The organism is Pseudomonas sp. LBUM1670 (genome assembly GCF_059695695.1).
In genome coordinates this window covers 4,305,628-4,319,909 of record NZ_CP166783.1, presented here as the reverse complement: position 1 = coordinate 4,319,909, position 14,282 = coordinate 4,305,628, and the positions used below count along the sequence as shown (strand labels likewise).

At 59.5% G+C, this 14,282-nt stretch carries 14 protein-coding genes and 1 tRNA gene; 3 read left to right on the top strand and 12 right to left on the bottom strand.

What is annotated here, in order from left to right:
- Window positions 1-535 precede the first annotated feature (535 nt).
- The gene (locus tag ACA073_RS19640) at window positions 536-715 is read right to left on the bottom strand and encodes a PA3371 family protein (protein WP_461953645.1); all 180 of its coding nucleotides are present in this window, start codon (window positions 713-715) and stop codon (window positions 536-538) included.
- Between the two features lie 22 nt (window positions 716-737).
- The gene (locus ACA073_RS19635; protein WP_497398794.1) at window positions 738-965 is read right to left on the bottom strand and encodes a hypothetical protein; all 228 of its coding nucleotides are present in this window, start codon (window positions 963-965) and stop codon (window positions 738-740) included.
- Between the two features lie 290 nt (window positions 966-1,255).
- Here ACA073_RS19635 and ACA073_RS19630 point away from each other — a divergent pair.
- Window positions 1,256-1,332: transfer RNA gene (locus ACA073_RS19630), tRNA-Arg, on the top strand.
- A gap of 486 nt (window positions 1,333-1,818) precedes the next feature.
- Here the strand turns inward: ACA073_RS19630 and ACA073_RS19625 are convergent.
- Both ACA073_RS19625 and ACA073_RS19620 read right to left on the bottom strand, forming a co-directional pair.
- Entirely contained in the window at window positions 1,819-2,283 is a 465-nt protein-coding gene (locus tag ACA073_RS19625; RefSeq protein ID WP_497398792.1) for a hypothetical protein, read from the bottom strand.
- 277 nt (window positions 2,284-2,560) lie between these two features.
- Window positions 2,561-2,986 carry a nuclear transport factor 2 family protein gene (locus ACA073_RS19620; RefSeq protein ID WP_497398790.1) on the bottom strand — a complete coding sequence of 142 codons (426 nt, stop codon included), beginning with the start codon at window positions 2,984-2,986 and terminating at the stop codon, window positions 2,561-2,563.
- Between the two features lie 351 nt (window positions 2,987-3,337).
- On the opposite strand from ACA073_RS19620, the gene ACA073_RS19615 reads away from it, so the two are divergent.
- Complete coding sequence (locus ACA073_RS19615; protein ID WP_497404155.1) at window positions 3,338-3,970, top strand: TetR/AcrR family transcriptional regulator; 633 nt, start codon at window positions 3,338-3,340, stop codon at window positions 3,968-3,970.
- Window positions 3,971-4,375: 405 nt separating this feature from the next.
- Here the strand turns inward: ACA073_RS19615 and ACA073_RS19610 are convergent, their stop codons facing one another.
- From ACA073_RS19610 to ACA073_RS19575, 8 genes are all read right to left on the bottom strand, one after another.
- Entirely contained in the window at window positions 4,376-5,647 is a 1,272-nt protein-coding gene (locus tag ACA073_RS19610; protein ID WP_497398788.1) for an OprD family porin, read from the bottom strand.
- Between the two features lie 72 nt (window positions 5,648-5,719).
- Window positions 5,720-6,928: a 3-(3-hydroxy-phenyl)propionate transporter MhpT gene (mhpT, locus tag ACA073_RS19605; RefSeq protein ID WP_497398786.1), complete on the bottom strand. Its 1,209-nt coding sequence runs from the start codon at window positions 6,926-6,928 to the stop codon at window positions 5,720-5,722.
- 85 nt (window positions 6,929-7,013) lie between these two features.
- The gene (dmpG, locus tag ACA073_RS19600; RefSeq protein WP_497398784.1) at window positions 7,014-8,033 is read right to left on the bottom strand and encodes a 4-hydroxy-2-oxovalerate aldolase; all 1,020 of its coding nucleotides are present in this window, start codon (window positions 8,031-8,033) and stop codon (window positions 7,014-7,016) included.
- Window positions 8,034-8,043: 10 nt separating this feature from the next.
- Complete coding sequence (locus tag ACA073_RS19595; RefSeq protein ID WP_497398782.1) at window positions 8,044-8,979, bottom strand: acetaldehyde dehydrogenase (acetylating); 936 nt, start codon at window positions 8,977-8,979, stop codon at window positions 8,044-8,046.
- Between the two features lie 32 nt (window positions 8,980-9,011).
- Entirely contained in the window at window positions 9,012-9,818 is an 807-nt protein-coding gene (gene mhpD / locus ACA073_RS19590; protein WP_497398780.1) for a 2-keto-4-pentenoate hydratase, read from the bottom strand.
- 14 nt (window positions 9,819-9,832) lie between these two features.
- A complete protein-coding gene (locus tag ACA073_RS19585) occupies window positions 9,833-10,696 on the bottom strand; it encodes an alpha/beta fold hydrolase (protein ID WP_497398778.1) in 864 nt (287 codons plus the stop codon).
- A gap of 17 nt (window positions 10,697-10,713) precedes the next feature.
- Window positions 10,714-11,667: a 3-carboxyethylcatechol 2,3-dioxygenase gene (mhpB, locus tag ACA073_RS19580; RefSeq protein WP_497398776.1), complete on the bottom strand. Its 954-nt coding sequence runs from the start codon at window positions 11,665-11,667 to the stop codon at window positions 10,714-10,716.
- 1 nt (window position 11,668) lies between these two features.
- Window positions 11,669-13,327 (bottom strand): bifunctional 3-(3-hydroxy-phenyl)propionate/3-hydroxycinnamic acid hydroxylase, encoded by a 1,659-nt coding sequence (locus tag ACA073_RS19575; protein WP_497398774.1) that lies wholly within the window; start codon window positions 13,325-13,327, stop codon window positions 11,669-11,671.
- Between the two features lie 134 nt (window positions 13,328-13,461).
- Here ACA073_RS19575 and ACA073_RS19570 point away from each other — a divergent pair, with 134 nt between their 5' ends.
- Window positions 13,462-14,238: a DNA-binding transcriptional regulator gene (locus tag ACA073_RS19570; protein WP_497398772.1), complete on the top strand. Its 777-nt coding sequence runs from the start codon at window positions 13,462-13,464 to the stop codon at window positions 14,236-14,238.
- The last annotated feature ends 44 nt before the right edge of the window (window positions 14,239-14,282 follow it).

Below are 14,282 nucleotides of genomic sequence, written 5' to 3'. Positions count from 1 at the left end.
ATTTAACCGGTTAGTTCAGGGGAGCGGTTCTCGGGATTGGCCGCACGATGTCTGATAGGACAAGGACTCTGGCCAAATGTTCAACCTGAATTGATAGAGGCTCGCATCATGCCTCAAAGTAGCCAGTTCATTGGCGTCAATTCTGTGACAAATATTGAACTGGCTACCGGCGTTATGCCAGCACCAATTATCAGAAATGCGGACTGGTTTTGAAAAGTTTGCCCTATCCGTATCGCTGGCCGCGTCCTGTTGCCGACAGGTAGTGTCCGAAGACGCCTGAAGGTTCATGTTATGCGTGGTCGATCACGATTCCTTGCTTGTACAGGATAGTGGCAAATGGCCGATTTACTAGTGGCAACTACGTCATGGGCAGCTATTTCAGGATGGATGGCGGTGCGGAGCTCTCGGTCCGGCAGGGACAGTTTCATTGAGGTGGCTCGAAAGCGTATGCAGACGAAATGCTGCGACGTGGTGCGGCGGATATTACGAGGGCGACTTCGAGCTGAGCTGCCCATCTTTTTGAATCTGCTGCGAGTCAGCGCAAGACCGGGTCAAACTTGATCTTGCGGCCGGCGATCAGTGCCAGCACGAACAGCGCGCTGAAAACGCCGCAGGCAATCAGGGGTAGGGTGACAACCGAGTCCTGGGCCAGTGACAAATAAAGAATGCCGCTGAGTAGGGCCAGGATGAAAAATCCTGCGGCTGATTTGGACATACTGTGCTCCTGATGGGGTTGTTCAAAATACCATGCGTTCGGAAGACTGCGCCGGTAGCAGGACATGACTCATTTCTTGCCCGACAAAGCCATGCTGATCGCTCAGCACCGCCAATTGCGGCGCTCTCTGTACCTGAAGGTAATGGGGTATGCGTTGGGCGACTGGCTCTGCGCCGCTCTCGGGGGCAAAATGAAAACCCAGCAGAACCGCCAGAGCGATTGCGTTCGAGAGTAAAAGGGCGCTGTTCATGAGCTGGCCTCCGTTGTTCTTGAGAACAAAGAAGCAGCCGACGTGCCAGGAGTCTAGCGCCTATTAAATCCTTTAAAAACAACAAATTAGGACGTTTCAGGGAAATGCAGGCATTGCAATTTGCAATGATGGCTTTGTGCGGTGATGCAATTTGCACGGTAAACAAATCCCTCGCCGTCGATGGGCGCCTGCCTACACTTAAAAAACGCTAAGGACGACATGACAAAAGCAGGCCCGCCCGTTAACATGCACGCCGTCCATCGCACCGCGTTTTCTCGCGGGCGACATGTGTCTCAGTAGCTCAATTGGATAGAGCATCCCCCTCCTAAGGGGAAGGTTGGCAGTTCGAACCTGCCCTGGGACACCATATAATTCGGGCCTCTCAAGACTTTTTCCTGACAGATCGGTTCAGCTGTGACAGCAGGATGGCAGCAGCAGGCAAAAGAAAGCCCCGCCGGGCAATGCTCAGGCGGGGCTTTTTATTCCAAACACTTTCGGGGCGAAAATTACCCATCAACCAGTATGATGGGTATGAGCCTGCAACGAACCCGGAACTCCGGTGCGGATCAACTCGCCTCCTTCAATTCACGTATGGGCGATTGATAGGCGCGTTGCAGCAGATGATCGGTCTGGCTGAAGTCGAACACTGAAGCGTCCAGTGGACACTACGGTGCGACCGCTAGGCAATTGCACAGAATCGCCTACCCATTTGCATTCGATCTGACCAGCACGCTTCGTGGCCATGACCGGCAGAGATCGACCCTTTGCTGACACTCAGAACTGACTCTGAGAAAGCGCTCCAGGATACGGGGTGGGCGCCAGGGAGCGGAAAACGACCTCTGAGTCCAGCAGGTCAGGCAAAGCGCTCAGGTCGCCTTGCGCAATCATGGTTTGCCAGCACTGGGGGGACACGATGGCCTGCCTCTATAGCGGCTGCCTTTGAAGGGGGAAAGTAGTTGCGTGTTACTTGTGGGGATTGGGATATCTTGGAGTAAGTGTCAGTATCTGTTGTAGCAAGAAGGTAGCGGCCATCCTTAAACATTGCGAAGAAAGTTATTTCCCGTTGTTTATTACATAGCAACCAACCTGCAGCCAGCCCGACCGGCCCTAAAAGTAATACTCCAGCCAGGCCCCATCGAATAATGCCTGCGTGATTTTTTGCGACTTCTTCGGTTGCTGCTTCCAACTCCTTTATGTTTGATATGGGTATCGTTAATTTAAGAGACGGTTTTAATACGGATTTTAAGGTAAACAGCCCTGATTGAAACTCGGCGTCGCCTGCGAGAAAGTCACCGGATATCACATTTATTCTCGACATGGTTTTCCTCTGTTAACCGTAAGAGCAACCTACTAAAATCAAAAGTGGCCAGAAAAAACGGGATGCTGAGTGTGACTTCAATCATCCCGCAAACTCAGGTAATCGTATTGAGTTTGAATGCTGACCCTATTGAATTACCCCGAGAGTCCAGCATAAGAGCCTGGATAGGTGCTCCGATAGACTCATCACGTTTGATCTGCAATCACCATGTCCTCGAACCCATACCGAGGAAATAGGGTCGCTTCCTTCCCCTCAACGGAGCTGGGACCACCGTGGGTCAGCTCTTGCTGGCTGCCAGATAAGCGCCCAGGCGCCGCCCCATCTCCTCACCCAGAGCCTGCGCGCCGCTCAGAGGTCGGATCATCACCTCGAAATCGACGATTTTGCCTTGCTCGTTGAAGCGGATCATATCGATGCCCTTAACCTCCCGGCCGCCGACACGGGCGCTGAACTCCAGCACCACGCTGAGAGCGTCGGCAGTCGCTAGTTCACGGTGATAGGTGAAGTCCTCGAACACCTTAATCACGGTATTGAGGATCGTCGATACCACGGGCGCTCCAGAATATGGGGTGTGCGCCAGGGAGCGGAAAACGATCTGCGAGTCCAGCAGGTCAGGCAAAGCGCTCAGGTCGCCTTGCGCCATCATGGTGTGCCAGCGCTGGAGGGACACGGTGGCTTGGGGGTGTAGTTTGAGTTCAGACATTTTCACTTCCTATTGGTCACTGGGTTGGGGTTGGGGTTGGTGGTCTGGGGTGGCAGAACAGACCTTCGCGGCCAATCGCGAGCCGTGGTTGAGCCGACGCTTGGCGTCCGGTTCAGATGCAACATCGGCATCACCGATCCGATGCACGCTCTGCCCGGCGGCGGGGTGCTAAAGAGGATTCGAGGTCTTCGATCGGAAAACAGAGAGGAACATGGCTTCTCCTTAGACTTGTTGTGAACTGAGGCTAGGCTCTGATCTTATCGGTGTCAAGATACTTAGCCATGTTAGGATTCCATCATGAAGACGTTCGCCCGTAGGGCCTATCCACCACTTTCTGGAATCGAGTAGATGATGGCGAAAACGAACGTACGAACACGCGATACCTATCACGTGGGAAATCTTGCGCCGCTGCTGCTGAGTGCCGCCTGGGAAATGCTCGAAGAGGTGGGACCCACCAAGCTCTCGCTACGCGCCGTTTCCGAAAGGGTCGGGGTCAGCGCCACCGCCGCCTACCACCACTATGCAAACCGGGCCGACCTCCTCGGGCATCTTGCCGCCCAAGGTTTTCGAGAACTTGCCAAGGTGCTAGCTGCCAGGGATTTAGCCGCCACGCAGGAGCAGAAACTTCGAGAGGCATGGATGGCCTACTTCAGCTTCGCGCGGAGCAACCCGGCGCTTTACCAACTCATGTTCGGCCCTGAATTCGCCTCTGGAGAAATGATCCCGGAGCTTCGCGTGGCCCGCGAAGACGCATTTGGTGAAAACAAGCGCATCATCGCCGAGATTCTCAGGCTTGACGTTGAAAGCCGGGAGGTACGGGGAGCTGCCCTTGCTGGCTGGTCACATATGCACGGACTGGCGTCGCTGGTAATCCATGGCGTTATGCAGTTCCCCGCTGGCACTAGCAATGAGCGTTTCGTGGACACGGCACTGCTGGGTTTTGCGCATCTCTTTTGTGCAGGGCGCAGGGACCAGGGGGAGTAACCATCGTCGAGCAGCGACGTATCTTGTGGAACTGAATACAGATTGAATGGCGGTTTTTGGCCGATTCTGTTGAAAAAGTCGGCCATGGTTTACGCAGCAGAAAAGTACGCGTCCGAGATTGAAATCTTTACTTTTGGCAGAGGCTTCCGGGCTCAGATTTCAAGTAGCAGCGTGCAAAAAAGGCGTTTTCACCGAGCAATGCACGAGCGGCATGGCCGGATGGACTTTTTCAACAGAATCGGCCGATTTCTGCCGGTCACGACGAGCCGAAATCGACCCGCAGCAAGCGCTTGGCGCTACCTGCAAACCATGAATCTGGCATATGGAGGCGGCTTGATCCAGTGACGGTGTACGCGCATCTTCGTGATGCAAGTATTGGCGCCTTACCCGGGAACCGGCCAGAACTCACCATAACTTCCATGTGTAATCGACATTCACCCGCAGCTCATTGTCATCCCGATGGCTGGCCTGGGCGCTGAAGTCGTTGCGGTACCAGGCGTTGCGCACCCGCAGGGCCAGGCCTTTGAGAGGCGTGCCCTGAAGCACATAGTTCAGTTCGATGTCCTTTTCGCTTTCTTTCAGGTTGCTGCCGCCCAACTTGGGCAACTCGATATTATCGCCGCTGACGTAGCGCAGCACGCCATTGAGTCCGGGCAAACCTAGTGCGACAAAGTTGTAGTCATAGCGCACCTGCCAGCTGCGCTCCTTGGGATTCAGAAAGTCGGAGCTCAGGGAACCCTCGGTGATCACCAACGGCTCGGTGCCTAACAGGTACGGCATGCCTGTCTTGCCGCTCAGTTGCATGTAGCCGGCGCCGAATTTGTGGGCTCCCAGGCTGTACGTCAGCATCAGGGCGGCGTTGCGGTTGTCCACTGTGCCTGCTTTGGCCGCGCCGTCCTCACCCGTGACAAACAGGCGGAAGTCGCTTTTCAGGCTGCCGGGGCCCATCGGCCGATTGTCGACAAAGCCATAGAAGTCCTTGCGGTACAGGTCCGCGAGTTCTGCGTGGTAGTACTTCAGCGTCAGTTGCGGTGACCAGGCGTAGTCGCCTCCGAGGAAGGAAAAGCGGTCGGACTCAGCCGCACCGTTGAAGCGCCCGTTGGGCGAGGCCACCGACATTTTCTGGTAGTCGGTGGAGTCGCGTAGGTTGATGCGGTCGAGCCAGCCGACGTGCAGGGTCAGCTTGTCGATTTCCTGGGACTTGAGGTACGCGCCGCGAAACGTCTGTGGCAGCAGGCGAGTAGGGCTGGCGAAAGCGATCGGAAGGAACGTGCTGATGGTGCCCAATTGCAGCTCGCTTTTCGACGCCCTGACTTTGGCCGTCAGGCCCAGCTCCGAATATTCATCGGCCGGCTCACGGGTGGTGGCGCTAAACGGTAGCAGGCCGGTACCGGTGCGAGCGCGTGAGGAATCCAGGCGCACACCCAGCAAACCTTGAGCATCAAGGCCGAACCCCACCGGCCCTTCCGTAAAACCGGAACGCACATTGAGAATGAAGCCCTGCGCCCATTCGCGGGCGGCGGCCTGAGGCGTGGCATTCACGTAATTGCGGTCAAAGTAATAGTTGCGCATCACCAGATCGGCGTGGCTGTCGTCGACAAAACCGCTGGCGCAAGCCTGACCAAGGGATAAAACGCAGGCGCAGGCGCTGAGCGCCCCAAGAGAATTCCTGAGCATGGCAGTGTTCACTTTTATTGTTGTTGGAATAAGCCCGCGCCCATCGCGACGCGGGGTGTAACGGGTAGAAAGTCAGTCGGCTTGCGAGCCGTTGCGCCGCACTGACAGGTAAAACATCGCCAGCGCCGCTATGACAATCCCCGGTGCCGAGGCCAGCATCACCCCGGTGGTGCCGGTGCCCAAGGCGAGCATCTTGCCGGCCACCAACGGGCCGCTCATGGCGCCCAATCGGCCGATGGCGACCGCGCAGCCGACACCTGTCGCACGCACGGACGGACGATAGAAATGCGGTGCCAGGGCATACAGCACGCATTGCCCGCCCGTGGCGAAAAAGCCGGCAACGAACCCGGCCACCAGCATGCTCTGCAGCTGACTGGCCAGACCCAGGGCGGTCAGCGAAGCGAGAATGCCGAGATAGATCAGCGCCGACAGCGCCCAGGCCGGCAAGCGGTCCATGACCCAGCCCAGCAGCAAGGTGCCGGACGCTGCGCCAATTTGCAGCGCCAGCATCACCCAGCTGGCCTGGGTACCGCTGAAGCCCTGGCCGATCAACAGGCTGGGCAGCCAATTGATCAGGATGTAGACCACCATGAGCGTGAAGAAGTAGCTGACCCAGATCAACGCGGTCGGCATTGCCGCGCCCTCACGAAACAGGCCCCGGACCACGCCGACCGGAGCGACGTTCTGGCCGCGCTGGAGAAACTGTGCCGACTCGGGCAGATAAAGTGCCAACAGCGGCACAATCAACAGCGGCACCACTCCGCCGACATAGAACACCACTTGCCAGCCACCGGCCAGATCGGCGATGCCAATAGTAGCTGCGAGCGCAGCACCCAACGGCACGCCGCAATACATCAGGCTAACGGCTGTGCCACGCAGGCGCGGGCTCGCCACTTCACTGCTCAGGGCGATCAGGTTAGGCAACGCGGCGCCCAGGCCCACGCCCGTGAGGCAGCGGGCAACCAACAGGCTGTTGAAGTCCCAAGCCATGGCGGTGACCAGCGAGAACAGCCCGAACAGCGCCACCGACACCATCAGCACGCGTTTGCGACCGATGCGATCCGCGAGCATGCCGCCGAGGAAGGCGCCGGGCAGCAGGCCGAAAATCCCGGCGCTGAAGACCCAGCCCATGTGTAGCTTGTCCAGTTGGAAAGCTGCCGCCATACCTTGAGCTGCAATGCCCGAGGCTTGCAGATCCAGGCCTTCCATCAGGGCGACGAGGAAACACAGACCGATGGTCCGCGCCATGTGTAACGGTGTTATCACGTTTAGCGATGTCATATGGAATACCCGTTTTATTGTTGTAGTGGGCAAAGCAAACCCGTCCGGCCGCTGCGTGGGCGACCAGCCGGGGGTGATGCACGGTTCAGCGTTTGAGCAGATCCAGCGCCACGTCGACGATCATGTCTTCCTGACCACCGACCATCCGGCGCTTGCCCAGCTCGACGAGGATGTCGAGGGTCTTGAGGCCGTACTTGGTAGCGGCGATTTCGGCGTGGCGCAGGAAGCTTGAGTAAACCCCGGCATAACCCAGCGCCAGGGTTTCGCGGTCGACCCGCACCGGCCGGTCCTGCAACGGGCGCACGATGTCGTCAGCGGCGTCCATCAGCGTGTACAGGTCGGTGCCGTGGTTCCAGCCCAGGCGTTCGGCGGCGGCGATGAACACTTCCAGCGGGGCATTGCCGGCCCCGGCGCCCATGCCGGCAAGGCTGGCGTCGATGCGGTCGCAGCCTTCCTCGACCGCGGTGATCGAGTTGGCCACGCCCAGGCTCAGGTTGTGGTGCGCGTGCATGCCGGTTTCGGTTTCCGGCTTGAGCACGGCTTTGAACGCGCGGAAACGGTCGCGGATGTCCTGCATGTTCATCGCGCCACCGGAGTCGGCCATGTACACGCAGGTGGCGCCATAGCTTTCCATCAACTTCGCCTGAGCGGCCAACTGCTCGGCCGGGATCATGTGGCTCATCATCAGGAAACCGACGGTATCCATACCCAGCTCGCGGGCGTATTCGATGTGCTGTTTCGAGACGTCGGCTTCGGTGCAATGGGTGGCGATGCGCACCACCCGGGCCCCGGCGTTGTAGGCCGCTTTCAGGTCATGCACCGTGCCGATACCGGGCAGCAGCAACGTGGTGATTTTGGCGTGGCTGATGACATCGGCCGCCGCTTCGATCCATTCCAGATCGGTGTGCGCCGCGAAGCCGTAGTTGAAGCTCGAGCCTTGCAGGCCGTCACCATGGGCGACCTCAATCGAGTCGACCTTGGCCTTGTCCAGGGCGCGGGCGATGTCCTGCACATTCTGGATCGAATACTGGTGGCGAATTGCGTGGCTGCCATCGCGCAGGGTCACGTCGGAGATATAGAGTTTTTTGCCAGGATTAAAAGTCATGTCAGTCTCCTCAGGCGTTCAGCATCGACTGCGCCATGCGCTCGGCGGTGGCCAAGGCAGCGGAGGTCATGATGTCGAGATTGCCGGCGTAAGCCGGCAGGTAATGGGCGGCGCCTTCGACTTCGAGGAACACCGAGGTCTTGAGCCCGGAGAACGTGCCCAGGCCCGGAATGTGCAGCGGCGCCTCTTCGGGAATGACGTCGAACTGCACCCATTGCTTGAGACGATAGCCGGGCACGTAGGCCTGCACAGCGGTCGCCATCTCCAGGATGGACGCTTCGATTTGGGCCTGATCGGCCGCCTCGGACAGCACAAACACCGTATCGCGCATCATCAGTGGTGGCTCGGCCGGGTTCATCACAATGATCGCCTTACCCTTGGCTGCGCCGCCGATTACTTCGATGGCTTTGGAGGTGGTTTCGGTGAACTCGTCGATGTTGGCCCGAGTGCCAGGGCCAGCGGATTTGCTGGCAATCGAGGCGACGATTTCGGCGTAATGCACCTTGGCCACGCGCGACACGGCCGCGACCATCGGAATCGTCGCCTGGCCACCGCAGGTGACCATATTGACGTTGAGCTGGTCGAGGTTCTGCTCCAGATTGACCACCGGCACGCAGTACGGGCCGATGGCGGCGGGCGTCAAATCGATCAGACGGATGCCGGGGTTGATCGAGCGCAGGAAGGCGTCGTTCTTCACATGGGCGCCGGCCGAAGTAGCATCGAAGACGAAGTCGATGTTTTTGAACACGTCCATGCGGGTCAGGCCTTCAACGCCTTCGTGGGTGGTGGCCACGCCCATGCGCTGGGCGCGCGCCAGGCCGTCGGAGGCCGGGTCGATGCCGACCATGACCGCCATTTCCAAATGCTTGGCGTTACGCAGTATCTTGATCATCAGGTCGGTGCCGATGTTGCCGGAACCGATGATGGCGACTTTGAGTTTATTCATTGTTATTGCCTCATGTGCACGCAAGTCGCCGATCACTCGGCGCTACTGTCTACCGTGAAGTCCACACCGACTCGGCCGATGCCTTCAATTTCAGCTTCGAAACGATCACCACCGGCCACCGCCACCATCGGCCCGAGTGCGCCGGTCAGAATGATGTCGCCCGCCCGCAGCGGATCGCCGAGGCGAGCCATGGTCCGGGCCAGCCAGACGGCCGCGTTGAGCGGATGCCCGAGGCATTCGGCGCCACTGCCGCTGGACACTTCTTCGCCGTTGCGGGTCATGCGCATGTTGGCCTGACGCAGGTCGAGCCCGTCGATGCGCCGGGCCGGACCGCCCAGCACAAAGCAGCCGCTGGAGGCGTTGTCCGCCACGGTATCGACGAAGCGGATGTTCCAGTTCTGTACTCGGCTGCCAACGATCTCCAGCGCCGGGACCACCCAGCCGGTGGCCGCCATTACTTCAGCAAAGCTGGTGTCGGCGCGGGGCAGATCACGTTCGAGGATCAAGGCGATTTCAGCCTCGATCTTGGGCTGCAATACGCGACCTACGGGCACGGTTTCGTTGTCGCCGTAGCACATGTCGGCGAACAGCGTGCCGAAGTCTGGCTGGTCCACGCCCAACTGGGCTTGGACCTTGGGGTTGGTCAGGCCGATTTTGCGCCCAATCACGCGGCGCCCGTTGGCCACGCCGTGGTCGACGTTGAGGCGCTGGATGGTGTACGCGGCGGCTGCGTTGTCTTCACCGATCTGCTCGCGCAGCGGCCCGATGGCTTCGCCATGGGCTTCGGCCTGACGCAGGTCGGCGGCGAGCTGTTGCAGTGTGTCTTGAGTCAGATTCATGTCAGCCTCGGTGATCAGTGGTTCAGGAAGTCCAGGACCAAGCGGTTGAACTTCTCGGCGTGTTCCCACTGCGCCCAGTGGCCGCAACGGTTGAACACGTGCAGCTGCGCCTTGGGCAGGCCGGCCAGCAGGCGCAAGCCAGTGTCCATGGGCACGAAGCGGTCCTCGCGGCCCCAGACGAGCAAGGTGTCGGCGGTGATTTCGTGTAGGCGGTGGCTGAAATCCGGAAATTGCTTGGGGTTGAGAGTGCTGCTCTTGACGAAGTTTTCCAGGTGATCGCGGCGCGCCAGAATGTTGTCCAGGCGGGTCTGGAACAGTTCGTCGGTCAGGCCACTGGCATCGAAAACGAAGACGTTCATCATCTTCTTCAGGTTCTCGATGGTCGGCTCGCGGTACAGCGCGCCGATCAGCTTGATGCCTTCAGTGGGCTGGGGAACAAACGCGCTTGGGCCGCCGGTACCGCCGCCCATCAGGATCAGTTTGCCGATCCGCTCAGGATATTCCAGGGCGAAGGCGACGGTGCTGTGGGCACCCATCGAGTTGCCGATGATGTGTACGCGGTCCAGATCCAGCACATCGAGCAGGCCCTTGAGCGCTTGCGCATTGAGGTTCGAGCGCGAGCCTTCGCTGACGATCGTGTCGCTTTTGCTCCAGCCTGGGCAATCCATCAGGATCACGCGGTAACCGGCATTCAGCAGCGGCTCGATATTGCGATGGAAGTTGGCCCAGCCGCTGGCGCCCGGGCCGGAGCCGTGCAGCATGACCACGGTTTCGGCACCTTCGCCAACGTCGTTGTAGTGCAGTTGCAGGTCCAGGTCGCCTTCCTTGATACGGGCAAAGCGGCTGGTGGAAGCTTCGGTGAATGCAGTGGCTGTCATGGCAGTGTTCCTTGAATTCAATGATGGTTGCTCAGCGGCTGTGCGCCGAGGGTGCCGAAGCCTGCAATCCACTCGGGAATCGGACGGTAATAGCGACCTTCGGTTTGATACGGGCCGAAGGCACTAAGGGCGGCGAAGGCGGCGACCCAGGTTTTCACTTCATGTGTGGACTTGCCGGCCAATGCCGACAGCTCGTCATTACCCAGCGCATCGAGGTCGCTCAGGCGGCCCTGATCAAGGGTGTCGAGAAACTGCTGGTCCCAAACCGGATTAAGCGGGTGCAGACTGCGTTGGTCTTCAACGAAGTCCCGGGCAGCCTGGATGACTCGTTCCTGGCGCGCCTGTCGCTCATTAGCCGGCAATTGGCGACCGCTGCCCATCAGCCGATCGGCCATGCGCGCATCGACTTTGGCCAGTTCCGGCACCGGAGGTTGATGGGACAACCCTCCGGAAGCCAGGAACAGCACGCGTTTGTTCAGCGACTGCGCCCACTGGCCAATTGATTCACCGAGCAGACGGGCACGCTTGAAGCCCGGCAGGGGCACGGCGACAGAGTTGATGAACACCGGGATCACCGGGCAGCCTTGTAAGCCACCCAGCAATAGTTCCAGCGGTTGGGCGAACGCATGGTCGACCTGCATGCGATAAGACACAGCGGCGTCGACACCGGCATCCAACACAGCCTGGGCGCAGGATTCGGCCAGTGCTTTGGGCACGTCCAACGGGCCGGCGGCCGTATCGAAATCGCCGATGGCGTGGGCCGCCATGCCGATGCAGAAGGCCGGCATCACGTCGTAGAAAAAGCCGTTGTAGTGGTCGGGGCCGAACAGCACGATCAGCTCCGGCTCAAAGCGGGCGATGCGCTCACGGGCATCAGCGATTACCCCATCGACCTCGGCCAGCACGTCGGGCGTCGGATCGACGTAGCCCACTAGGGGGGTGTGCGACAAGCAGTGCAAATAAGCGCTCATGTCAAGCCACCTTGCTGACAACAGCTTTCGCAGCCGGTTGCGGCAGGACTTTGAGCGCCCGGGCCAATTCATCGCAGGCATGGTCAACGGTTTGGGGGATGGCCAGGCCGGCGAGGAAGCGGTCTGGACGCACCAGGGCGATGGACGAAGTGCCGCGAGCGAACCATTCCTTGAGACGACCGGTGCTGTCTCCGACGCGGATCACGTCGGGGCCGGCATCACTCGGTGCTCTGAGCTGGACATCCGGCAACACTTGAATAAAGCGTGTGCCCAGGGCTTTCCATTGCGTAATTTGCGCCGGCGTCAGGCCCCAGGTCGGATCGCAGCCCCAGGCGATAATCGCAAAGTTTTCGCCGATCACTTCATCCAGCAACACAGTGTTGCCGGCGTCAGTCAACACCTTCGGCTGAATGAACATCTTGCCTACCGGCGAGCCCCTTTCACTCGGCACGATCAAGGCGCCCCGGGTGTATTGCGGCATCGGTTTGAAGCGCATTTCCACGAAGTAGCGTTTGACCGGCGGCAGGTAGTTGAGCAGCCACGACACGCCATCGCGCAGGGTGCCTTGCCAGCGTTTCGGCGGTGCCAACACGTGGCCGGCGAGCACGGAAAGATTGATCATTGCCTTGGCGTGGTCGCGGCGCTCCTGTTCGTAGCTGTCGAGCAGGCTGTCGGCCGCCAGCCCCTTGATCACCAGCGACAGCTTCCACGCCAGGTTCGAGGCATCGCGCATGCCGCTGTTGTACCCCTGGCCTTGCCACACCGGCATGATATGCGCGGCATCGCCCGCCAGCAGCACCCGGCCCTGACGGAACCGACCGGCCAGACGAGCGTTATGGGTATAGACGCGGCTGCGGATCAACTCGATGTGGTCCGGGTTCGGCAACACCTTGGCCAGTAGCTTGCGCATGTTCTCGGGCTTGCTCAGCTCTGCCTCTGTTTCGCCGGGCATCACCATGAACTCGAATCGACGCACGCCATGGGGCAGGGCGGCGGACACGTAAGGACGCACGGGGTCACAGCATAGATAAACATGGGGCGTGGCCAGCGGGTCGTTGGCAATGTCGACCACGATCCACTGATTGGGTGCGGTCTTGCCTTCGAAACTGATGTCCAGGCTGCGCCGCACCAGGCTGTTGCCGCCGTCGCAGCCAATCAGGTACTTGGCCTGCAAGCGTTCGCCGCGACCCTCTGAATTTTTGAGGGTGAGCGCCACACCACTGTCGCTTTGTTCGAAGCCTTCGAGTTCGCGACTGAATAACACCTTGACGTTGGCAAAACGCGCCAGACCTTTGAACAAAACACGGTCGGCCAAGGGTTGAATGAACGCGTTGCGGCGTGACCAGCCGAACTCGTCGGTTTTCGGCTGAATATCGGCAAAGCAGCGACCCTTGGGAGTCAGGAAGCGCATGGCGTGCCACGGCGTGGTGTGCGGCAGCACGTTGTCGGCCAAGCCGACTGCTTGAAAAGTACGCAGGCTTTCGTCGTCCAGACCGATGGCGCGGGGATAGTCGATCAGGCTCTCGAGCTTTTCCACCAAGGTGACGTTCACGCCACATTGACCCAGATAGTTGGCGATCATCAGGCCAACCGGGCCGGCGCCGACAATCGCGACATCGGTGGTCAGGTCCAATGAGGAAGGAGTGGGTGCAGAACTCATGGTCATCTCCGTACAGCGCTTTTGGATTTCTTATTGGGCGTAGTATGGAAATCACAAGGCTGGTCGACAACGACAACTCTTGTTGGTGTGCGCTGAGTGCACATGATTGATTTACAACGATAAAGGATCCAGCCATGAGCGAGACCGAATACAAAGCCGTACGTGGCCTGATGCGAGGTTTGGCACTGATTAATGGCTTGAACCGCTTCGACGGCGGCGCCAGCACCGCGCAACTGGCTGAGCAGAGCGGGCTGCATCGCACCACCGTGCGCAGGCTGTTGGAGACCTTGCAGGCTGAAGGTTATGTGCGGCGTAGCGAGTCGGATGACAGTTATCGTCTGACGTTGAAAGTGCGCGAACTCAGTGAAGGTTTTCGCGATGAGCAATGGATTTCCTCCATCGCCGCGCCCTTGCTCGGAGAGTTGTTGCAGGAAGTCATCTGGCCCACCGACCTGTGCACGCTGGACGGCGATGCCATGGTCATTCGCGAGACCACTCATCGCTTCAGCCGCCTGTCGTTTCACCGCTCCATGGTTGGCCGGCGCCTGCCCTTGCTAATGACCGCGACCGGGCGTGCGTACTTTGCGTTCTGCCCACCCGCCGAGCGGGAAGAGCTGATCGAATTGATGATCAGCCGCGAAGATGAACAATCGGTGCTGGCCGCGGATCGTCGTTTTGTCGATCGGCTGGTGGAGCACACCCTGGCCAAGGGGTATGGCGAAAACAACTCGCACTGGGGCCTGGAACGCAAGATCGCCGCCATTGCCATCCCGGTCATGCACGAGGAACAGGTGATGGGCTGCCTGAATCTGGTGTACATCGCTAAAGCGATGCCCATTGAGGAAGCCGCTCGTCGCTACTTGCCGGCGATGCAGGGCGTAGTGAAACAGATCCAGGCTCAATTGGGCTGATGTTGCCTGCGTCTGAAAGCCAACTCTCTGGGTAAGGCTTACTG